This window comes from Nonomuraea gerenzanensis (assembly GCF_020215645.1).
Taxonomy (GTDB): Bacteria; Actinomycetota; Actinomycetes; order Streptosporangiales; family Streptosporangiaceae; genus Nonomuraea; species Nonomuraea gerenzanensis.
The window spans coordinates 1181799-1203271 of sequence record NZ_CP084058.1; the positions used below are offsets into that span (position 1 = coordinate 1181799).

Annotated in this window: 17 protein-coding genes; 12 read left to right on the forward strand and 5 right to left on the reverse strand. The window is 72.2% G+C overall.

What is annotated here, in order from left to right; all coding sequences use genetic code 11:
- Entirely contained in the window at window positions 1-3984 is a 3984-nt protein-coding gene (eccCa, locus tag LCN96_RS06040; RefSeq protein ID WP_225271580.1) for a type VII secretion protein EccCa, read from the reverse strand.
- 102 nt (window positions 3985-4086) lie between these two features.
- Between eccCa and eccD the strand changes: the two genes are divergently transcribed.
- Window positions 4087-5520: a type VII secretion integral membrane protein EccD gene (gene eccD / locus LCN96_RS06045; protein WP_225271581.1), complete on the forward strand. Its 1434-nt coding sequence runs from the start codon at window positions 4087-4089 to the stop codon at window positions 5518-5520.
- A 9-nt stretch (window positions 5521-5529) separates the two neighbouring features.
- Here the strand turns inward: eccD and LCN96_RS06050 are convergent, their stop codons facing one another.
- On the reverse strand, window positions 5530-5961 hold the full coding sequence (locus LCN96_RS06050) for a YbaB/EbfC family nucleoid-associated protein (protein WP_225271582.1): 432 nt from the start codon (window positions 5959-5961) through the stop codon (window positions 5530-5532).
- A gap of 124 nt (window positions 5962-6085) precedes the next feature.
- Here LCN96_RS06050 and LCN96_RS06055 point away from each other — a divergent pair, with 124 nt between their 5' ends.
- From LCN96_RS06055 to LCN96_RS06095, 9 genes are all read left to right on the forward strand, one after another.
- On the forward strand, window positions 6086-6400 hold the full coding sequence (locus LCN96_RS06055; protein WP_225271583.1) for a hypothetical protein: 315 nt from the start codon (window positions 6086-6088) through the stop codon (window positions 6398-6400).
- Window positions 6397-7245, forward strand: coding sequence for a WXG100 family type VII secretion target (locus LCN96_RS06060; protein WP_225271584.1), 849 nt, complete (start codon window positions 6397-6399; stop codon window positions 7243-7245). Before LCN96_RS06055 ends, LCN96_RS06060 begins: the two co-directional genes overlap by 4 nt.
- Window positions 7246-7273: 28 nt before the next feature.
- Window positions 7274-7717: a YbaB/EbfC family nucleoid-associated protein gene (locus LCN96_RS06065; protein ID WP_225271585.1), complete on the forward strand. Its 444-nt coding sequence runs from the start codon at window positions 7274-7276 to the stop codon at window positions 7715-7717.
- A 127-nt stretch (window positions 7718-7844) separates the two neighbouring features.
- A complete protein-coding gene (locus LCN96_RS06070; RefSeq protein WP_225271586.1) occupies window positions 7845-8168 on the forward strand; it encodes a WXG100 family type VII secretion target in 324 nt (107 codons plus the stop codon).
- Between the two features lie 12 nt (window positions 8169-8180).
- Window positions 8181-8495: a WXG100 family type VII secretion target gene (locus LCN96_RS06075; protein WP_225271587.1), complete on the forward strand. Its 315-nt coding sequence runs from the start codon at window positions 8181-8183 to the stop codon at window positions 8493-8495.
- Between the two features lie 68 nt (window positions 8496-8563).
- A complete protein-coding gene (locus LCN96_RS06080; protein ID WP_225271588.1) occupies window positions 8564-8974 on the forward strand; it encodes a hypothetical protein in 411 nt (136 codons plus the stop codon).
- 12 nt (window positions 8975-8986) lie between these two features.
- Complete coding sequence (locus LCN96_RS06085; protein WP_225271589.1) at window positions 8987-10408, forward strand: hypothetical protein; 1422 nt, start codon at window positions 8987-8989, stop codon at window positions 10406-10408.
- 10 nt (window positions 10409-10418) lie between these two features.
- Window positions 10419-10883 (forward strand): hypothetical protein, encoded by a 465-nt coding sequence (locus tag LCN96_RS06090; RefSeq protein WP_225271590.1) that lies wholly within the window; start codon window positions 10419-10421, stop codon window positions 10881-10883.
- A gap of 17 nt (window positions 10884-10900) precedes the next feature.
- Entirely contained in the window at window positions 10901-12202 is a 1302-nt protein-coding gene (locus tag LCN96_RS06095) for a hypothetical protein (protein WP_225271591.1), read from the forward strand.
- Between the two features lie 2 nt (window positions 12203-12204).
- Here LCN96_RS06095 and LCN96_RS06100 read toward each other — a convergent pair whose 3' ends face one another.
- On the reverse strand, window positions 12205-13122 hold the full coding sequence (locus tag LCN96_RS06100) for a M23 family metallopeptidase (protein WP_225271592.1): 918 nt from the start codon (window positions 13120-13122) through the stop codon (window positions 12205-12207).
- A 131-nt stretch (window positions 13123-13253) separates the two neighbouring features.
- On the opposite strand from LCN96_RS06100, the gene LCN96_RS06105 reads away from it, so the two are divergent.
- Window positions 13254-14318: a hypothetical protein gene (locus LCN96_RS06105; protein WP_225271593.1), complete on the forward strand. Its 1065-nt coding sequence runs from the start codon at window positions 13254-13256 to the stop codon at window positions 14316-14318.
- Window positions 14319-14328: 10 nt separating this feature from the next.
- Entirely contained in the window at window positions 14329-15108 is a 780-nt protein-coding gene (locus LCN96_RS06110) for a WXG100 family type VII secretion target (RefSeq protein WP_225271594.1), read from the forward strand.
- Window positions 15109-15151: 43 nt separating this feature from the next.
- Here LCN96_RS06110 and eccB read toward each other — a convergent pair whose 3' ends face one another.
- Together eccB and LCN96_RS56435 are read right to left on the reverse strand one after the other, a co-directional pair.
- A complete protein-coding gene (gene eccB, locus LCN96_RS06115) occupies window positions 15152-16561 on the reverse strand; it encodes a type VII secretion protein EccB (protein WP_225271595.1) in 1410 nt (469 codons plus the stop codon).
- A gap of 73 nt (window positions 16562-16634) precedes the next feature.
- A complete protein-coding gene (locus LCN96_RS56435; protein WP_263657443.1) occupies window positions 16635-21401 on the reverse strand; it encodes an FtsK/SpoIIIE domain-containing protein in 4767 nt (1588 codons plus the stop codon).
- Window positions 21402-21473: the final 72 nt, after the last annotated feature.

Sequence of the window (21473 nt, forward strand, 5' to 3'; positions counted from 1 at the left end):
TCAGTCCTCCGTCGGTGGCCAGAGCGCCGTCTGCGTCAGCCGGGAGCCGAACTTCCTGTCCACGAGGAAACCGCGTCCCGGCGGCAGCGGCTGGGCGCGGACGTTGCCGAACAGGAAACCCTCGTCCTTGGTCCCGGACAGGATGACGGCCGGGGTGGCCATGTCCTTGAGCCGCTGGATCAGCGGCTCGAACATGGCCCGGCCCGAGCCGCCCATCGCCCGCGACAGGATCAGGTGCAGGCCGATGTCGCGGGCCTGGGGCAGCAGGTCGGCCAGCGGCATCAGCGGGTTGTTCGAGCCGGAGACCAGGTCGTAGTCGTCGACCACGATGTAGAGGTCGGAGCCCTTCCACCAGTCGCGGGCGCGCAGCTGCTCGGGGGTGAGGTCGGCCGGTGGGAGCCGCTTGAGCAGCGCGTTGCGGGCGTCCGACACGAGGTCGAGCGCGGCCTTGGCGGAGGCGGCGTAGCCGATGCGGTTGTCGCCCACGGCGGTGTCGAGCAGGGAGCGCCGGTAGTCGATGAAGATCATCATCGCCTCGCGGGGCTCGTACCTGGCCGCGACGTTCTCCGTGATCACCTTGAGCAGGTTGGACTTGCCGCTCTCGTTGTCGCCCAGCACGACGAAGTGCGGGTCGGTGTCGAAGTCGAGGAAGACCGGCGACAGCGTGGCCTCGTCCACGCCGATCGCGATCCTGCTCCTGGCGCCGCTCTCCTCGGCCCCGGGCAGCGACGCGGCCGGCAGCACCGAGGGCAGCAGCCGCACGCTCTTGGCGGGCGGGCCCTGCCAGGAGTCCCGCACGGCCGTGACGAGCCCCTGCACGCCGGTCGTCAGGTCCTCGGCGTCCTGCACGCCGTCGATGCGCGGCAGCGCGCTGAGGAAGTGCAGCCCGTCCCTGGTCAACCCGCGCCCCGGCACGCCCTCCGGCACGGCCAGCGACTTCTTCCTGTTGATCTCCGACTCGTACGCGTCGCCCAGCTTGAGCTCGATCCTGGTGCCGAACAGGTCCCTGATGCCGGGCCGGAACTCCGACCACTTGTTCGTGGCCGCCACCACGTGGATGCCGTAGCCCAGGCCGCGCGCGGCCAGGTCGGTGATGACCGGCTCCAGCGCGTCGAACTCCTGCCTGATCGTGAGCCAGCCGTCCACCACGAGGAAGATGTCGCCCCAGCCGTCGCCCTTGAGCGAGCCGTCGGCGATCCGCCTGCGGAAGGTCACCATGGAGTCCACGCCCTGCTCGGTGAACATCCGCTCGCGCTGGTGCAGCACGCCGGCGATCTCGGCGACCGTCCGGCGCACCCGGTCGGCGTCCAGCCTGCTGGCCACGCCGCCGACGTGCGGCAGCCCCTCCAGCCCCGACAGCGCGCCGCCGCCGAAGTCCAGGCAGTAGAACTGCACCTCGGCCGGTGTGTGGGTGAGCGCCATGCTGGCGATCAGCGTACGCAGCACCGTGCTCTTGCCGCTCTGCGGCCCGCCGGCCACGCCGACGTGCCCCGACGCGCCCGACAGATCCAGCCAGTACGGGTCCCGCCGCTGCTCGAACGGCCGGTCGATGATGCCCACGACGGCCTGCAACCGCCCGCGCCCCGGCCAGCCCGGCGTCGTCAGCCCCAGCTCGGGCGTGATCGACAGCGGCGGCAGCAGGTGCGCCAGCGTCGGCGGCTCGGCCAGCGGCGGCAGCCAGATGCGGTGCGCGGGCGGGCCCTTGTCGACCAGCCGGGAGACCACGACGTCGAGCAGGCTCTGCTGCGACTTGTTCTCCTCCTGGGGAGTGGCGTCCACCGGCTCCTCGACGAGCGGCACGGGCACGAAGTCGGGGCCGTACGGGACGACCTCCCTGATCGGCGCCGTCCCGTCGGCGGTGGCCACGTGCCCGGCGGCGGGCGTGAACGGGCCCGACACGTACGCGGCCTTGAACCGGGTCATCCCGGTCGTGTCGAACTTCAGGTAGCCGTTGCCCGGCGCGGACGGCAGCTCGTAGGCGTCGGCCACGCCCAGCACGACCCGGCTCTCCATGGCCGAGAACGTCCGCAGGCCGATCCGGTACGACAGGTGCGTGTCGAGCCCGCGCAGCCGTCCCTCCTCCAGCCGCTGCGAGGCCAGCAGCAGGTGCACGCCCAGCGACCGGCCGAGCCGCCCGATCATCACGAACAGGTCGATGAACTCGGGCTTGGCCGACAGCAGCTCGCTGAACTCGTCGAGCACCACGAACAGCGTGGGCATCGGCTGCAGGGCGGCCCCCTGCTCGCGGGCGCGCTCGTAGTCGCGCAGCGAGGCGTAGTTCCCGGCCGCGCGCAGCAGCTCCTGCCGGCGCACCATCTCGCCGTGCAGCGCGTCGTGCATGCGGTCGACCAGCGGCAGCTCGTCCTCCAGGTTGGTGATGACCGCGGAGACGTGCGAGAGGCCGTCCAGGCCGAGGAACGTGGCGCCGCCCTTGAAGTCGACGAGCACGAAGTTGAGTATCTCGGAGGAGTGCGTGACGGCCAGGCCGAGCACGAGCGTGCGCAGCAGCTCCGACTTGCCGGAGCCGGTGGCCCCGATGACCAGGCCGTGCGGGCCCATGCCGCCCTGCGCGGACTCCTTGATGTCCAGCTCGACCAGCCGCCCGTCGCTGCCGAGCCCGATCGGGACGCGCAGCCGGTTGCGGCCGGCGCGGGGCCGCCAGGTCTGGGCGACGTCCAGCCTGGTGGGGTCGCCGACGCCGAGCAGGTCGGTCAGCGTGGTGTTGGTGGACAGCACGTCCTGCGACTCGCCGCCCTTGGCCGTGGACGCGCGCAGCGGCGCGAGCTGGCGGGCCAGCCCCTCGGCCCTGATGTAGTCGAGCGCGTCGGGGTCGCCGAGCCGGTTCGTGCTCTCCTTGCCCGCGTGGTCGATCTTGACCATGTGGAAGCCGGTCTGGTTGATGCGCAGGCGCAGCGTGCTGCGCTCCTCGACCGTGCCGGAGGAGTTGGACAGGTCGATGACGGTGACGCCGTCGATGGCGTCCGCGCCGAGCTGCGAGTCCTGCGGCACGTGCCCGTGGTCCAGGATGAGCACGTGGTACGGCAGCGCGTCCGGCGAGGCGCCCGGCTTGAACCGGGCCCGCTCCTTGAGCTCGCCGCCCACCAGCCGGTCGAGCTGGGCCAGGTTCTCGGCCATCAGCCTGACCTGGCCGGCGCCGTCGTTCTCCTCCGGGTGCAGGGCGTGCGGCAGCCACTTGACCCACTCCCAGTGGCCCATCCACTCCCGGCCGGCGCAGACCATGATCCGCATGTCGTCCGGCGAGTGGAACGTCACCATCTGCGCCACCATCGCGCGCACCAGGTCGCGGACCATGGCCGGGTCGCCGTCCAGCTTGATCCGGGCGAAGGAGTGCAGCGCCACGGCCACCGGGAGCTGGGAGACCGTGGAGTGGGTGCGGATGAACCTGCGCAGCGCGCCCGCCGTCAGGGCGTCGAGGTCCTCGACGGGCTTGGAGTCCGGCGGGATGAGCTGGACGGCCAGCTTCTGGGTGCCGGTGCCCAGGCGTACGGTGCTGAAGTCCTCGTCGCGGGGGCGGCGCTCCCACAGGCGCGGGCCCATCGCGGTCCACCACAGCGTGTCGGGGGCCGGGCCGCTCCACTCCAGCGCCTCGCGCTGCTGGATGGCGGCCTTGCGGACGCGCTTGCGGATCTGGGCCAGGTAGCGGAAGTAGTCGCGGCGGGCGCCGTTGAGCCGCTGCTTGCGCTCGCCCGCCTGGCGGCCGATCTGGCCCAGCGTCATGCCCACCATGGAGAAGGCGAACAGGCCGCTGGCCACGTACATGATGGGGTTGGCGTTGGTGCCGTTGGCGGTGAACATCAGGCCCATGGCCGCGGCGCCGGCCACCATCGGCAGCCAGGTGAGGGCCGCCATCATGCCCTGTGACTGGATCTCGGGGATCTCCGGGGGCGACTCCAGAAGGATCTCGCCACGCGGCGGCTTCGGGCTGGGACGGCGCTCGGGACGCCGTACGACGACGATGCTCACCCTTGGACAGGCCCCTTCTGATGCTCGGAAGAACCTTCTTACCAGATGTGCCTTACGTCCGAGTTGAGGTATGAGTTAACTCATCCTCGCTATGTTGGCCCTGTGACTTCGCTGGCCGAGATCCCGCCTTCCGCGCACGGACTGCACCAGATGCCCGCGCCGCTTCCGCCGCTCTGCCATGTCACGGTGGTGGGCCCGCGCAGGAAGGCCGACCTGGCGCTGCCCGCCGACATCCCGCTGCCGCACGTGCTGCCCGGCCTGTTGCGGGCCATGGGCGAGCTGGGCGGCGAGACGGCCGCGGCGCCCGGCTGGACGTTGCAGCGCATCGGCGGGCCGCCGTTCGACCTCGGGCAGAGCCTGGCCCAGCTCGGCGTGCTCGACGGCGAGATCCTCTACCTGCGGCCGCGCCAGGTGGTGCTGCCGCCCGCCCGCTTCGACGACGTGGCCGACGTGGTCGCCACCGGCGTGCGCGAGGGCAGGGGGAGCTGGGAGGCCAGGCACACGCGCGCGATGGGCGGCGGGGCCGCCTGCGGGCTGCTGCTCGCCGGGGTCGTGGCGCTGGCGTTCGGCGGGCTGACGCCGCTGGTCACCGCGATCGTGGCGGGGGCGCTGGCGCTGGTGCTCGTCGGGGTCGGCGTGGCGCTGTCCAGGGCGGTCGGCCACTCGGGGGCGGGCGCGGTGATCGGGCACGCCGCGCTGCCGTACGCGTTCCTGGCCGGGCTGCTGGCACCGGCGGCGGGCGGCGGGCTGGCGGCGATGGGGTCGCCGCAGCTCCTCGGCGCGCTGGCGTGCACCGCGCTGGTGGCCACCATCGGCGGCACCGCGATCGCCGACGGCGTGCCCGGCTTCCTCGGCACGGCCATCGCCGCCATGGTGGGCGCGGTGTGCGCGGCCGTGGTGATGGTGGCGGAGGCGTCCCCGGGCGGGGTGGCGGCCGTGGCGGCGGCCGTCGTGATGGCGTTCGGGCCGCTGGTGCCCGTGTTGTCCTTCCGCCTGGCCAGGGTGCCGTTGCCGACCATGCCGACCAACGCCGAGGAGCTGCGCGGCGACAACCAGAACCTCGACAGCGCCTCCGTGCTCCAGCGCACCGGCGCGGCGCAGCGCTACGCGACCGGCATGATCGTGGCGATCTGCCTGGTCGGGCTCGGGGCGCACGCCCTGCTCCTGGCCGAGGGCACGTGGATCGCCGCCATCATGTCCGTGGTGCTGGCGCTGGCGCAGCTCATGCGGGCGCGCGTGTTCCAGGGCGTCGGCCAGCGGATGTGGCTGATGCTCGTCGGCTTCGGCGGGCTGGCCGCGGTGGCGGTGGAGATCGGCGTCGTGGTGGGCGGCCTGGCCGCCATCGCCGTGCTGCTGGGCCTGCTGTGGACCGCGATGATCGTGGTCGGCATGGGGGTCTGGCTGCCCGACGGGCGGCTGTCGCCGTTCTGGGGCCGGGCCGCCGACATCGTGGAGTGGCTGCTGATCGTGGCGCTGGTGCCGCTGGCGCTGGGCGTGCTGGACGTGTACGCCTGGGTGCGCGGGCTCGGCGGCTGAGCCCCGGCCTCAGTCGTCCGAGAGCGAGCGGCGGCGGATGGCCTCCAGGTCGGCCATCCGCTCGTGCATGTCCCGGGTGAAGGAGTCCTGGATCTCGTCGAACCGGCGCTGGATCTCCTCCACGGAGACGCCGGTGAGCTGGGGTGAGACCGGGATGAGCGCCATGGTCTTGCGGGTCTGGTCGTCCTGGGCGGCGCGCACGGCCTGGACGATCTCCTCGGTGAGCTCGTCCAGCTCCATGCGGCTCGCCCTGGCGGCCAGCTTGAGCTGGTCGAGCCGGCCGTTGGCGTCCACGGTGGCGGTGACCGCGCCGCTGCGGCTCTCTCCCGCGCCGGAGATGCTCTGCAGCTCGCCGATCATGCTCGTCAGCTCGCGCAGCGAGCGCTCGCTGTCACGCAGGAGGCTGTCGAGGTCGTCGGGGTTGAAGTCGCGGGAGCTCATGCGAGCACGCCACCCGGTCCGGGTTAACAGTTGGAGATGGCCGGATGACCGGCCGCTGAAGTGATCAGAAAAATCCCGCTATGAGTGATGAAACAGGTGCAAACCACCGCAAGAATTCAGATCCGTGGGAACCACACGCGAGATCCACATCACCTCGAGCACCATCCGCAAGACGCGCGGGCGCATCGACCGGGAGCTGAAGGACGACATGGTCGGCTTCGTCCGCGGCATGATCCCGGCCGCGGACGTCCAGGGCAACGGCTTCGGGACGTTCGGCGACCAGATCATCGGCGGCACCTACAAGGACGTCCAGGCCCGGTGTGACGAGATCATGGGCCAGGCCATGGACACCCTGGAGAGCTGGGTGACGGCCATGACCCACTGCGAGCGCAACTGGACCGCCGCGGAGAACGCGAACATGGTCGGATACCGCGCATGAGCGACCCGTATCTGAACTCGCTCTCCCCGGTTTCGCGGGGCTCCTCGCCGCTGATCCCGCTCAACCCGGAGAGCGGGAAACTCGGCTCCCTGTCGGCCGCCGGCGCCGAGAGCTCCGCCTCCAGGGGGCTGTCCGCGCTGCGGGCCGCCGGCCGGATGTCCGCCTGGGTCGTCCCCGCCGTCATGGTCGCCGCCACCGTCAACGCGGACGAGGGCGAGATCGCGCGGGCGGGCACGATCTGGAGCGTCGGCATGAGCGCCCGGCTCGACGACGGGATCAAGAACCTCATGCCGCAGATACTCAAGACCTCCGAGACCGGGTGGATCGCGGCCGACCAGCAGGAGTACGCGCGGGTGCACGCGCGCTTCCACGGAGAGATCGGCGCCCTGCGCAAGATGTTCGACGACATCGGCAAGGTGCTCGACGAGATCGCCGCCGCCTTCCGCGCGTACTGGGTGGCCATCTCGGTGCTGGGCGCGGCTGCCGTCGCGGCGCTCGTCAGGGCGCTGTGGCTGAAGATGTTCCCGGCGCCGCAGACGCGGGCCCTGGGGATGCTGCTGGAGCAGCTCACCGGCGCCAAGGTGCTCACGGCGGTGACGATCGGCACCGGCGTGATGGGGGCGCTGCTGTCCAAGGGCGGCGACACGCTGACGACCATGGCCAAGAAGGAGCGCCAGTTCGGCTACGTGGCGCCGACGGGCGTCGCCGCCATCGACTTCCAGCGGGCCAGGCTCGACGTGAGCGACTACCCCTCCTTCAAGGAGCCGCCCGCCCCTGGACGGCTTCCGGCTGGTTCGCAGAACTTTGACTGGATCGCACCGGATGTGAGCACAACCACGCCGTGAACGTGGCTCTTGGTGCAAGATGTGACTCGTGACGGATTTCGGGGACTTCGCCAACATAGACGTGGAACGTCTGTTGCGCGGCGTCGACGAGCAGCTCGCCAAGTCCGATGAGCTGCAGAGGCGCATGCCGCTGCTGGTCGGCAGGGGCGAGGACGCCGACGGCATGGTCGTCGTCGAGTACGCCGGGGAGGGCATCCGCACCCTGGACATCCACCCGAAGGCCATGCGCCTGGCGGCCGTGGAGCTGTCCGAGAAGATCAAGGAAGCCGTGAGCGCCGCGACGGCGGACCTGCAGCGGGCGACCGAGGAGCTCATGGCCGAGCTGTTCGGGACGGCCGTCAACCCGTCGCGCCTCATCAACGACCCGCAGGCCCTGCTCGCCCCGATCAAGCAGGCGGAGGCCAACTACGACCGGGCGTTCGAGAACGTCATGGGCGAGCTGGACCGCATCCGCCGCGACCTTGACCTCTGATTTACCAGCAGGTTTGCTCCCTTGTCGAGATCCTGTTACACCTTCGCCATAGGGACGCCTGTTACTCAAGAGGCAAATGGTGCTTATATGGATAAGCGACCGAAATTGCACACCATGGAGGTAGCAAGTGAGCTATTTTGGGGCGTCGAGCTCCCAGATCAACCTGGCGGCGGGGAACGTCACTGACACCGCCCAGTTCATCGAGGGTCTGCGGGTCGCCGTGGAGACCACCTCCAACGGTCTGCTCCAGGCCGACTGGCTCGGCCCGGCCGCCAACCGGTTCCGCACCATCATGGAGAGCTGGGACGCCCAGATGCGCTCCGTCCGGCAGGACCTCGAGGGCATCGCCGAGAAGATGGGCGCGAACGCCATCACGTACAGCATGAACGACGAAGACGTCATGGCCGGTGTCGGCAAGGTCGAAGCGCTCATCAACGCGGACGTCAAGTAGAGGGGGACCGGCATGCCTGAGCTGGATTTCACAAAGGTCAACTTCAAGAACATGGACTTGGCCGCCAAGGACTACGAGGACATCGTCAAGGCCTTCGACCAGGCCCTCGACGACCTGGTGGCCAAGCTGCTGCAGCAGCTCCAGGAGAACTGGGACGGCGACGTCGAGGGCGCCAAGGCCGAGTTCCTGCGCTACAAGGACAAGTGGGACAAGGCCGCCGCCACCATGAGCACGAACCTCGTCGAGCTGCGCGGCGTCGTCCAGATCGCGAACCAGAACTACCAGGCCGCGGAGGCCCGCAACAAGGCGATGTGGTACGACGGCTGAGCCGTCACTCCGCCGTCGTTCTTTCTTCGGCCACCGCCCGCGGTGGCCGAACGCGTGAGGAGAGGAACATGGGGGAGCTCGACCCCGCGCCGTGGCGGGGGCTGGACGACACCGACGCCGACCTGTACTACAACGTCGCCAAGATGCGCGCCGTCGCCGACGACCTGGAGATCGCCCTGGTGCCCACGCAGGGCCCGGGCGGCACCAAGGACGGCGGCACGGGCTCGGTGGAGGCCCTCACCAGGTACTTCGACCTGACCCAGCAGCACATCGGGAGCTGGCCGACCGCCGCCGCGTTCGCGCACAGCGTGGGCACCACCGGGGCCGACCCGGGCGGTCAGGTGTCCCTGGAGGGCCGCGGGCAGCGCCTGGCGAGCCTCTACCAGGAGTACGTCGAGTGCTGCCAGCGCGTCGTGCAGGCGATCAGGGACAGCGCCGCGGTCTATGAGCGCACCAACCCCGTCAGGGGCGAAAGCTGAAAGTGAGAGCCAGTGGCTGAGCGGACCGTTGACATCCGCGACCCCTCCAGGCGGCCGACCGCCGGTGCGGTCACCGCCTCCCGCGAGCAGATCCAGCAGTGGCTGGACGGCACCTCCCCGATGGAGGTGCACGACCGCGGCATGACCTACGGCCGGGTGGCCGAGGCCGTCAAGGCGGTGGCCGACGCGCTGCCCGACATCGGCGTGGCGCTCAACGACGCCTGGCGCTCGGAGGCGGCCGCGAAGACCCAGCGCGCGCTGCAGATGCTGCACGCCAGCGGCACCGAGCTGGCCGACGCGATGACCAAGATGTCGCAGGCGCTCACCCTGTACGGGCGCGACTACCTGCCGACGGCCATCGAGGACGTGCGCGCGGCGGCCTCGACCGGGCAGTCCGACGCCGAGCCCAGGCCCTCGCCCGGCCCGGCGCCGACGGCCTCGGCCAGCGCCGAGCCCACCACGGAGCCGACGATCGGCACGGAGCCCACGCCCGGCCCCACCCCGCATGCGTCCGAGCTGGACGACCAGGCCGCCAGGCGGGCGATGGAGACGCTCAACCGGCAGATCGTCGACCTGTACGACTTCCAGATCCCTGCCAGCGTGACCATCGACCTGCCGACGGTCACGCCCGCCACGGACCCCGGCGGCCGGGACCTGCCGTCGGGCGACCAGGAGCGGCCCTACACCTTCGGCGACTCCGGAGGCGGCGGCGGGTCCTCCGGCGGCTCGTCCGGCTGGGACAGCGTCGGCAACTCCGGCGGCTCGACGGGTTCCACCGGTTCGTCCGGTTCGTCGGGGTCGCCCGGCTCCAGCGGGTCGTCCGGCGGATCCGACGGGTCCTCCGGCTCGGGCTCGGGTTCGGGCTCAGGGGATCGGCCGGGAACCGAGACGCCGGGCTCCTCCGACGGCTCGGGCTCCGACACGCCTGGCTCCTCCGACGGCTCCGCCGGCTCGCCCGGCGACCAGGGCTCGTCGCCGGCCGGGAGCCAGGGTGACGGCGGCGACGGCACCACGCCGTCCGTGATCGACAGCAGCACCACCGACCCCGAGCGCACCACGCAGACCGGGGCGGAGACCCACGACCCGCGGGCCACCGAGACGGCGGGCACCCAGCCGGCGCCCACCGCCACCACCACGCCGACGACGACGTACACCCCGGCCACGACCCCGCAGACCAGCTACCTCACGCCCACGGGCAGCGCCGCCCCCGCCGTGATCGGCGGCTCCGGCTCGTACACCCAGCCGGGCGTGCCCGGCGCCGCGGCGGCGGCCAGGGCGGGCGCGGGCGGCATGGGCTACCCCTTCATGCCGATGGGCGGCGGCGCGCCCGCCGGCGAGCAGGAGCAGCACGAGCAGGGGACGAACCTGACAGGGGAACGCGACGACTGGCACTCGGCGACGGAGAGCACCATCTCGCCGGTGATCCGCAACTGAGGGAGGCGGCATGGCCATCCAGTTCGACCCGAACTGGCCGGGGGCGTCGGACAAGGACGAGAGCGAGGACCCCTACACCAACCGGTCCGAGGTGCAGCGCATCGCCGGCGACCTGCACGAGTTGCTCAAGAAGCTCACCACCTCCTCCGGCATCCCGGTGACGGAGTACGCCGTCGCGCCCGGCGACCCGGTGCCGGGCCCCCAGCTCCCGACGGGCGCCGGCTCGCTACCGGACCTCCAGACGCACTGCGCGCTCAGCCAGGAGCAGATGGGGCAGTGGCCGGCCGCCATGCAGTACGGCACGGCCGCGTTCAGCGCCTACTCGCTGCTGATCGGCGAGCCCGGCACCACCAGCGGCCTCTACACCAGCCTGAACAAGCAGGCGGAGGAGTCCTTCGACGCCGTGCTGGAGATCGCGCGGACGTCCCAGACCGCCGAGCAGGCGACCGAGGAAGCCACCTCGCGTCAGGCCTGAGACGAAAGAAGAGCGCCATGGCTGACCAGCCCGAGATCCAGACCTTCAGTCTCCGACACGGTGACCAGCCGATCGACACGTCGGTGCAGGAAGCCGGGTTCATGGAGAGCATGTTCCGCGACACGATCGGTGAGATCCGGGACATGATCGACGCGACCGACCCGGCCGCGGTCCAGCTCGCGGGGCTGTACTACCAGGCCGCCGAGCCCCTGCTGAACGAGTTCGCCGCGGACCTCAAGACGAAGGCCGCCGAGCTGGCCGAGCACTACAAGGGGCCCGCGGCGTACCAGACGCAGCTCCAGCTCCGCAGCCTGCACGCCAGCGTGGTGGAGCTGGCCGCCAAGCTCGGCAAAATGGGCAGGTCGCTCAAGCCGTACGGCGACACGCTGCAGTGGGCGCAGGCCAACGTGGTGGAGAGCAGGGGCCGCGACTCCCGCTCCGACGACGACATCGACTGGGCCGACCAGATCCCGTTCTACGGCATCAAGCGCAGCAGCGACCGGGCCAGCCAGCACCTGCGCGAGGTCAACGAGCGCATCGCGCAGCACTACGAGGAGCTGCCGGTGGACGTGCAGCAGGCGCTGCCGATCGTCGTCGACCCCGACATGCCGAACTTCGGCAACACGGGGCTGCGCGGCCCGCAGGTCGGCAGCCTCAGCGCGGGCGACGCGCCCGGTTACCAGAGCGCCTCGTTCGGCTCCGGCTCGATCCCCGGCGGCCCGTCCGCCGGCGGCTACGACGGCGACTACCCGTCGTCCGCCGGGCAGTACCCGGGCGGCTATGGAACCGGCGGGCTCAACCCCGGCGACGGCACGGGCGGCGTCGGCGGCGTGGGTGGGGTGGGCGACAGCGACGCCTACGGCGGCCCCGACCCGTCCGGCCTCACCGACAACACCCTGGGCGCCACGCCAGGCGCGCCGGGCGTCCCCTCGGCGGCCTCCGTGCCCACGGCGGCCGCACCCCGCGACTACGGCTCCACGAACCTGGCGGGCTACGACCCCTCGCAGCCGGGCGTGCCCAACGGCCCGAACGCCACCACCACCTACTCGGGCAACGGCCCGGGCATGGGCGGCACGGGCGGCCCCGGCGGCGGCGGGACGGGCAACGCGGGGACGGTCACCGGCGCCAGTACGGCGGCCGGCGCCGCCTCCGCGGCAGGCCGGGCGGGGCTCGGCGGCATGGGCATGCCGATGATGCACGCCCCCGTCTCCGCCCGCGGCAGGAACGAGGACTCGGCCGGGGAGAGCACCTCGAACCTCTACGAGGACGACGACGTATGGGGTGGGCCCGAAGGCACCACCCCATCCACGCTGGTCTGAGCTCAGTCGCAGTGCTCGAGCGGGCTGTCGTACTTGGCGGAGCCGATGGCTCCGCCCCACTTCACGCAGGTCTTGCGGGCGGTGTCCTTCACCGGGCCCGCGTAGTACTGGTAGCTGCCGGAGTCGGTCTTGCGCGCCTTGCCCTGGACCTGGAGGTAGGCCTGCACGGCCGCCTTGCCCGAGCCGCTGTTGCGCAGCGTCGTGACGCAGTTCTGGCCGGTGGCGGCCGAGTAGAGCAGCACGACCTTGCCCGCGGAGCCGAGGCTCTGCGAGTCGATCTGCTTGAAGCCGGAGCCGCAGACCTGCGTGGCCGAGTACGGGTTGCTGCTTCCGCCGCCGTTGTTGCCGTTGTTGCTGCCGGTCTGCGGCTGCGTGCCGCCGCCGCAGTTGCGGGAGGTCAGCGTCTGGTTCGGGTAGCGGTAGGTGGTGCCGTTGAACTTGGCGGGCACGATGGCGCCGGACGAGGTGCGCTGCTCGTAGTGCAGGTGGGCGATGAGGTTGTACTTGGCGGACGACTTGCCCACGGTGCCGATCTTCTGGCCCTGGCGGACGGTCGCGCCCTTGCCGACCGAGCGGGCGTTCAGGTGGGCGTACAGGGTCACGGTGCCGTCCGAGTGCCGGATCTTGATGACGTTGCCGAAGCCGTCCGTCTTCCGGTACTCCGACATGATCACCGTGCCGGCGCCCGCTGCCACGACCGTCCTGCCGAGGTCGGCGTTGCCGTCGGTCGCGCTGCCGTTGAAGTCGATCTCGTAGCCCGCGGTGTGGGCGGAGCTCTTGCTGCTGCCCACCCAGCTCTCGCCACACGGGAACGGCAGTTGCAGCGTGGAGGCGGCCGTTGCGGCATCCGCCGTGCCCACGCCGGTGAGAGGCAGTACGGCCAGGCCGCACGCGCCTGCTATCAGGGTCTTGATCCGCATGCGGAAAGGCTGCCATCCGGATCATACAGGCGTCTAGATCATTGGCCAACTGTTCACGCTAGAAGTTGATTTTTGTCGATATCGTAGCCAGGTCCGGACATAACGCGATTTATGGGCGGGGAGGGGTGTGCATGGCCAACGGCGACGCGGCCGGCTCGCTGTCGGGTGCCACGATCCAGTTCGAGGACGGCCGCATCAAGCAGGTCGGCCAGAACCTGGGCGAACAGGCGCCCAACATGAACACCATCGCCCAGAACGTCGGCGGCATCCGGGTCGAGCCGCCCGCCTTCGGCGTCATCGGCATCGGCCTCAACCACGCCCACGACCAGCTCAAGGACAACGCCCACAACACCCTCAAGACGGCCAGGGACGTCCTGTCGGACTACCGGACGGCGCTGGCCAAGCTGGAGGAGAACTACCAGAAGGCCGACAAGGACAACGACGGCATCATCAAGACCGACCCCTACGGGGGCCTCGGCGGGAACCAGGGGCCGGGCTTCGACCCGGCATCACTGGGCGGCGGCGGTCTGCCCGGCGCGGGCGACCTGCCGTCCTCCAGCCTCCCGGACACGAAGCTGCCGGACTCCAAGCTCCCGGACTCCAAGCTCCCGGACACGAAGCTGCCCGACTCCGAGCTGCCCGACTCGCAGCTCCCGGACTCCCAGTTGCCCGACACCGACCTGCCTGACACGGACGTCCCCGACCCGAACCTCCCGGACGCCCAGGTCCCGGACGCGAACCTGCCCGACGCGAACCTGCCGGACGCCAACGCCGCGCTGCCCACCACCCCGTCCATCGAGGACCAGCTCAACCACAAAGTCCCCGACGTCAACACCTCCCTGCCGACCGACCCCACCAAGACCGGGCTGGCCGGGTTCGACCCCACGAAGCTCGGCACGACGCCCACCCCGACCATCCCCGGCACGAGCACCTCGCTCGGCCCCGGGATGTCCACCGGCTCGCCCACGGGCGTCTCGTCCGGTGGCATGCAGCCCGCCGCCGCCACGGCCGGCCCCGCCTCGGCGCGCGGCATGAGCGGCATGGGCGGAATGGCGGGCATGCCGTTCATGCCGCCGATGGGCGGCGCCGGCGGCGACCAGAACAACGAGCGGGACAAGCCCGACTACGTGCGCGGCGACGAGGCGGACTGGCTGGACGACATCGACATCGCCCCGCCCGTGATCGGCGAGGTCTGAGAGGAACCACATGGTCGGCACAGGAAGCGATCGCGGGCAGTTCATCTACGCGGCCACCACGGCGACCGCCGCGGCCGCGATGTTGTACGAGTACCCGATGGCCAGGAACATCGCGCTGATGATCGGCACGATGGTGTCCAACCCGCACAGCATGCAGCTCGCCGCCGAGCGGTGGAGCCAGCCTGAAGGCGGCGGGGACATGGACTTCGCGGGCATCAAGCAGGCGGTGCGCACCCTTCGCGACGAGTGCAACGAGAAGGAGTGGTGGAAGGGGCCCGCCTGCGAGGCGTTCAACCAGTCCGTGGACACCTTCCTCGAGCAGATGGACAAGGCCGAGCAGTACCACCAGGGTGTGGGCCAGGGCATGGGCAGCATCGCCAACGCCTACCACTGGGCCGCGGAGGTGGTGACGGTCGTGGCCACCGTCATGCTGCTGCTCGCCGGCTGGAACAAGCTCAAGCCCCTCTTCGCCCCCTGGCCCGGGGCCGCGGCGGCCATCGCGCTGGCCATCTTCGTGACGCTGACGCGCATGGGCATGGTGGTCAGGGGGATGCTGGGCAAGCAGATGAAGTCCGTGGCGATGCTCACCGCCGTCGTGGCCGGCATCAACTTCATGTGCATGTCGCTGGGCCAGTTCATCGAGCAGAGCCGCCCCCGGCCGGACTTCGCGCCGGCCGCCGTGGAGTACGTCGGCGACGACTCCACCGGCGTGGGCACCCTGCAGCCCAAGAACGGCGGCATGCCCACCATGCCCACCACCGGCGCGGGCGGCATGAGCGCCTTCGTCTGAGCCCGGTCGCGCGTGCGGGGGCCGCTCGGCCCCCGGCGTGCGGTCACTGCACGGTGATCTGCAGCGGCGAACGTGCGACCTGCGGATCCAGCGTCGGCCCCTCCGGCAGCAGATGGACGAGGTTGCCCGGGATCGGCGCCACGTCCTCGGCCCCGTACCCCAGCTTGTTGATCTGATCGCCGGACTGCAGCTGGAACCGCCTGCCCTGGTCGCTGATCAGGAAGTAGGTCTGGACGAACGGCTTCTGGCCGTCGCCCGGCAGCAGCCCGCCCAGCGCCGCCGAGCCCGCCGGCATCAGCACCTGGTCGAAGTGCTCCTGGTCGCCCCGGACGCTGGGTGCGGGGATGGCCATGGTGCCGCCGACCGTCAGCCTCGCCTTGGCCGAGCCGTTCTGCGTGTCGGCGTACACCGAGCACAGCGGCGAAGCCGAGGACGCGATCGCCTTGGGCAGGCTGGTGGGCATGCCGCCCACGGTGAGGGTGCGGCCGCTGCTCGCTGCGTTGGCCGTGGCGGCGTCCAGCTCCAGCGGCATGGCCGCCTTGCCGCCGTACGCCCGCTTCAGCCCGGGCTCCTCCAGCAGCAGCGTGGCCTGCGTGACGTTGACGGTGGCCAGGCCGTCGGCGAGCAGCACGTACCAGCGGTCGGGGGCGCCGCCGACGCCCTTCACGGTGTAGACGCGCCCGATGGCGGCGCTGCGGCCGTCGGGGCCGCGCCTCTTCTTCCCGATGCCGGGGATCCCCGGCGCCTTGAAGTCGGGGCCGGGCGGGATGGCGTTGACCCAGGGGGAGGGCACCCGCTTGGGGCGCGCGTTGAGCACCCGCACGCCGGCCTCGCCGGTCTTCATCCGCTGGTCGTTCCAGATCACCCAGGTGTCCTGGCCGTCCGTGACGACCAGCGCGCCGGTGCCGATCGGCGTGCCGCCGACGTCGCTGCCGCCCACGAGCGTCACGTACGGGACCGCCGTGCCCGTCGCGTCCGGCGCCTCGGTCACGCAGACCGACCACGGGCCCTTGACCAGCTTCTCCCTGGGCGGCAGCGAGTCAGGGGCGCCGGCGATGCCCACGAGCGGGCCGCGCGGGTACTTGGCGAGCGAGGCCGCGGAGACGTTCCTGACCTCGAAGTCGGGTGCGTCCAGCAGCAGCAGTGCGGAGACGTAGTTGGCGACCGGCAGCATGCGCTTCTGGTCCTGGCTGTAGACGTACTTGGCGCCGGTCTCCTCCTCCACCAGGAGCTGGCCTGCCGCCTCCAGGTTCGTCGCCCCGCCCGGCTTGAGCAGCCCCCAGATCCCGAACGCCGCCGTGACCAGCAGCGCGACGATGATGCCGCAGAACATGGCCACGTTGTGCCGTCGCATCGGGGATTCGGGCACGTCCGGCTCCGCCTGCAGCAGTGCCATCCCCAGACGCTGCTGCATCAGCTTGTGCGCCTGGTAGAGGTCCTTCCGGGTCTGCATCTCTCTCCCCACGTGTCGCAGGGATCAGCATATTGCGCACGCCTAGCCGGAGTTCCGGACATCCGCGTGAATATCAGCCGTTGTCCGGCAACGCCGCCTGAACCTGAGTGAGGGTGCCGGTCGTCACGAGCAGCCCGCGGCCGGACGGCCCGCCGCCCGCGCCGCGCGGCAGCCGGATCGAGAACAGGTCGCCGTCGGTCTGCCCCTGCACGGCCAGCAACAGCCCGGTACGGGACTTGCGCGCCTCCGCCACGAAACCCCGGTAGGCCACGGTCAGGTCACCCGTCGCGCCCGCGATCAGCAGGCCGTGGTCGCCGTCGCGGCCCGTCCTGATGACCTCCTCCAGCGCCGTCCCGAGCGGGCCGTCCGGGTTCACCAGCTCGGCGTCGTCCACCAGCACCACGTAGTGGTCGTGCCCGGCCAGCAGCTCCTGGAGGTTCGTGGCGTCGCCGTCCAGGACGGCCAGCGCGCCTTCCAGCTCGCGCAGCGGGCTGCGCCTGGGCGCGACGGCCACGATCGGTGTGCCCTGATCGATCAGCGACAGGGCGGCCGTCATCAGCGCCGACGAACGGCCGGAGCGCGACGGCCCGGCGATCACCGCGCCGGGGCCCTGCGCCTGAAGGTCGATGCCGAGCGGCGCGAGCGCGTCCCCGCCCGCGCCGACCAGCGCCCACAGCGGCGACGGCGGCGCGAACCCGGGGTCGAGGGCCAGCGCCTGGGCGGCGGTGATCCGCATCGGCAGCGCGTCCACCCGCAACGGCGGCGACCCGCCCCAGCGCCAGGGCGGCCTGCCGACTCCCAGGGCATGCGAGCGACCGGGCCGCCTGCTTGCGACACCCCCGGCGCCTTGGACGGCTGCGCTGTCCGCTCCGGTCGCGCGGTCGGCTGCGCTGTCCGCTCCGGTCGCGCGGTCAGCGGCGTCCTCCGTCGCCGGGTCAGGGTCGGAGGCGGCGGCGCGGGCCAGGGACTGCAGGGCCGCCACCTGCGCCGGGCCGGCCGGATCGGCGGCGAGCAGGGCGATGTGGTGCTCCACGATCCCGTGCTCGCCCATCGACAGCGCCCGACCGGCCGGCATGACGGCCGGCAGCCCCTTGAGCGGGAAGCCCGCCAGCCCGTAGTCCGTGCCGTCGGACAGCCGCAGCAGCAGCCGATCGTCGAAGACGGTCGACACCTGCCCGAGCAGCCCCGACCGGTCGCTGCTCACGACGGCCCGCAGCCCCACCGCGGGCCCCTCCCGCAGCAGTTGCAGCACCGCCTCGATCAGCCGCCCGTAGTCGTAGTTCTCGAAGGCCGCGACGAAGCCCTCCCACCGGTCGAGCATGAACACCAGCCACGGCAGCCGATGCCCGCTCTGCCGGTACTCGGCCAGCGACGCGTGCCCGGCCTCCGCCAGGAGCTGCTGCCTGCGCCCGACCTCCGCGCGCAGCCGGGTCAGCAGCCGCTCCACCCGGTCGAGCTGGTCGCGGGTCACCACGGCGCCGCAGTGCGGCATGGCCACCAGCGGCAGCAGCGCGCCCGAGCCGCAGTCCACCGCGTGCAGGTGCACGTCCTCGGGGCAGGCGTGGGCGGCGATCGAGCCCGCGATCGTGCGCAGCGCCGTCGATCTCCCGCTGCGGGCCGCCCCAGCGATCAGCAGGTGACCGCCGTGCGCCACGTCGAGCGCCAGCGGGCTCCTGTCCTGCGCCCACGGCCGGTCGGTGATCCCGAACGGCAGCGGCTCCACCTCACCCGCCGCCGGGGGCGTGGCCGGGAGGTCGAGGACGAGGTGGGTGGGCAGGGGGTCCAGCCACGGGCTCGGCTGGGCGGGCACACCGGCCAGCCGGGCGGCCTCGATGAGGGCGTCGGCGACGAGCGTGAGATCCGTGATCGCGGAGTCCTCCTCCTCCGGCCGCGGAGGCGGCGGCAACGCCTTCCCCAGCGCACCCCATCCCACGTCGAGCACCCGCACCCCACCACCCGGCGACCCACCACCCGGCGACCTATCACCCGCCGCCCCGTCACCGGCCGCAGGGGGCGTGACCGGGCTGCGGCCGCCGACCCTGGCCGTCTGCACGGCGACCGCCGCCCCCACCCCCGACCGCACGTAACACCGTCCGGGCGTGGACTTGGAGATGTGCGCCGCGTCCGGCAGGTCGATGACGTCGGCGGACTCGGCCGGCTCGGTCACCCGAAGCGCGATCCGCAGCGACGTGTTCGCCTGGATGTCGGCCGTCACCACCCCGGCGGGCCGCTGCGTGGCCAGGATCAGGTGGATCCCCAGCGACCGCCCCCGCCGCGCGATGTCCACGAGCCCGGCCACGAAGTCGGGCAGCTCGGCCACCAGCGCGGCGAACTCGTCGATGATCAGCACCAGCCGCGGCATCCCCGCCCCGGTGTAGTCCTCGATGTCCTTGGCCCCGGCCGCCGCCAGCAGCCGCTCCCGCCGCCGGATCTCGGCGGCCAGCGAGTCGAGGGCCCGCTGGGTGAGATGGCCGTCGAGGTCGCTGACCATGCCCACGGTGTGCGGCAGCCGTACGCACTCCTTGAAGGCCGCCCCGCCCTTGTAGTCGATCAGCACGAACGTGAGCTGGTCGGGCCGGTTCGCCACCGCCAGGGAGCAGATCAGCGTCTGCAGCAGCTCGGACTTGCCCGCGCCCGTGGTGCCGGCGATGAGCCCGTGCGGGCCGTCGAGCCGCAGGTCCACCGAGAACGGCCCGTCGGGGCCGACGCCGATCAGCGCCTCGGTGCTGCCCCGCGCGCCCCACCGGGCGGCCAGCTCGGCGCCGGTGGGCACGGTGAGGCCCATCAGGTCGAGCAGGCGGGCCGCGTCGGGCAGGTCGCCGCCGGTGTCGTCCCTGCTCACGTCGCGGATCGGGGCCAGCGCCCTGGCCAGCCGGTCGCACCAGGCGGGGGAGACGAGGTCGCCCAGCAGGGGGCCGATGACGTCGAGGCCGCCGCCCCGCAGGCGGACGAGGCCGTCGGCGCCGCACTCGGCCACGGTCTGGCACTCCTCGGGCAGCAGCCGCTGGTCCTCGTCGATGGCCAGGGTGAACACGCCGCAGCGCGGGCCCTGGCGCAGCACCTGCGGCATGCCGGGCAGGCCGCGCAGCACCTGGGCGCCGTCGAGGACCACCAGCACGTCGTAGGGGCGCACGTCGTAGGAGGAGAACGTGGGCTGCTCGGGCCCGCCGAGGTCGTCCCAGCCGGTGGGGACCTTGCCCAGCTCGGGGATGGCGGTGTTCTGGCGCTCGTCGATGAGGGCGGCCAGCTCCGCGACCCGGCGGGCGGCCGAGTCGGGGTCGGCGCCCACCAGCGCCACGCACTCCTCACCGGCCCGTGGCGCGCAGTGCGGCAGCCAGCGCAGCCAGCCCCACTGCCGCTCGGCGTCCTGGTGCGCGGACACGATCACGATGGCCAGGTCGCGCGGGCTGTGCAGGGTGGCCGCCTGCGCGATCAGCCAGCTCGCCAGCCCGGCCGCCGCCGTACGGTGACCCGTCACACCGGCCACGCCGAGCCGCCGCATGGGCAGCGCCACCGGCACGGAGCGGCAGATCGGCGGCTCGATGCGCCCGCCCTGCTCCTCCGACAGCTCCAGGTCGGCGGGCAGGTCGGCGAGCCCGACGCGCAGCCTGAGCGCGTCGGAGTCGTGGATCCGGCGCTCCCACAGCCGCCTGCGCGGCCCGGTGGCGGTGAGCAGCACCCGGGCTGGGTCGGGCGCGTCGTCCCTGCGGGCCGCCTCGTCGGCGACGCGGGCCCGCTCCACCTCCTCGTCGTAGGCACGCAGCCGCTCCTGGTGCTCCTTGAGCGCCTTCTTGTGCTGCTTCCTGCCGTGGCGGCGGTCGCTCCACCACTGGCCGATCATGATGACCGGCGTCATGAGGGCGACGAGCAGGTAGTACGGCTGTTTGAGCGCGATCGCCAGCGTGATGCCGAGCACGGCGGGCAGCAGGGCGGCCAGGAGCTGCAGGCGCATCCCCTCGTTCCTGACCGGCTCCTTGGGCCGGACGAACGTGCGCCGGGGCTCGGGCCGCCGCAGCCTGGGCGGGCGGTTGTAGGCGACGCCGCCCTCCCTGTGCGGCGCCAGGTGGGCGTCCCTCGGCTCGATCGAGGTCAGCACGAACACCGAGGACCCGCAGGTCAGCACCGCCTGGTCGGGCCACTCGACCGGCTCGGTGAGCGGCTGCCCGTCGAGCTCGGGCACCTCGCCGTAGCCGGCCGCCAGCGCCGCCGCCTCCCGCTCCGCCGTACGGGCGGTCAGCTCGGCGACCTCTTCGGCCCAGCGGCCCTTCAGCTTGAGTCTGGGCGCGTCGGCCGGCGGGTGCCAGGCCCGCTCCACGGTGATGGCCTCCGGCGTCACGCGTACGGTCACCGCCTCGGGAGCCAGCGCGGGATCGCCCACCGCCACCGCGCACATCGGGTCGGCCCCGATGACGTGCACGCCCAGCCCCAGCCGGTGCACCGCCCCGGCGGCCGGACCGCCCACCACCCGCACCTCGGCCACCCCGCCGGGCTCCTCGACGACGGTCGCGCGGGCCAGGCGGGCCTCCAGCGTGACCTTGTCGCCGTCGCGCAGCACGGCGGCGACCGGGGCGAGCGGGTCGAGCGGGCGGCCGTCGCGCCACAGCGTGGGCGGCCCCATGTCGGCGCGCTCGGGCCGGCGCGGGCGCGGCACCCGGGGGCCGCCGTCGCCGCTCGCCGCCAGGCCGTAGGGGGCCCTGGCCCTGGGCAGCCGGACGACCTGCGCCAGCGGGCCCTGGTCGCCGAGCGCCTCGCTCAGCCTGCCCACCGTGGCGCCGCCGTCACCGTCGATCACGACGTCACGGTCGCCCTGCCCGCCGATCACGGTGAGCATGATCCGCATGGTGCCGTCTCTCCTCGGTCGACTTCGGGCGCCAAAGGTAGCGTCAAGAACGTGGCGGGGCGCGCCGGTTGA

What these genes read in the sequence shown, in the direction of transcription:
- LCN96_RS06050 (WP_225271582.1), bottom strand. Translation starts at nt 5,961, where the DNA reads ATGAGCTCCCGCGACTTCAACCCCGACGACCTCGACAGCCTCCTGCGT.
- LCN96_RS06075 (WP_225271587.1), top strand. Translation starts at nt 8,181, where the DNA reads ATGCCTGAGCTGGATTTCACAAAGGTCAACTTCAAGAACATGGACTTG.
- LCN96_RS56435 (WP_263657443.1), bottom strand. Translation starts at nt 21,401, where the DNA reads ATGCGGATCATGCTCACCGTGATCGGCGGGCAGGGCGACCGTGACGTC.
- LCN96_RS06100 (WP_225271592.1), bottom strand. Translation starts at nt 13,122, where the DNA reads ATGCGGATCAAGACCCTGATAGCAGGCGCGTGCGGCCTGGCCGTACTG.
- LCN96_RS06110 (WP_225271594.1), top strand. Translation starts at nt 14,329, where the DNA reads ATGGTCGGCACAGGAAGCGATCGCGGGCAGTTCATCTACGCGGCCACC.
- LCN96_RS06090 (WP_225271590.1), top strand. Translation starts at nt 10,419, where the DNA reads ATGGCCATCCAGTTCGACCCGAACTGGCCGGGGGCGTCGGACAAGGAC.
- LCN96_RS06080 (WP_225271588.1), top strand. Translation starts at nt 8,564, where the DNA reads ATGGGGGAGCTCGACCCCGCGCCGTGGCGGGGGCTGGACGACACCGAC.
- LCN96_RS06060 (WP_225271584.1), top strand. Translation starts at nt 6,397, where the DNA reads ATGAGCGACCCGTATCTGAACTCGCTCTCCCCGGTTTCGCGGGGCTCC.
- eccB (WP_225271595.1), bottom strand. Translation starts at nt 16,561, where the DNA reads ATGCAGACCCGGAAGGACCTCTACCAGGCGCACAAGCTGATGCAGCAG.
- LCN96_RS06105 (WP_225271593.1), top strand. Translation starts at nt 13,254, where the DNA reads ATGGCCAACGGCGACGCGGCCGGCTCGCTGTCGGGTGCCACGATCCAG.
- LCN96_RS06095 (WP_225271591.1), top strand. Translation starts at nt 10,901, where the DNA reads ATGGCTGACCAGCCCGAGATCCAGACCTTCAGTCTCCGACACGGTGAC.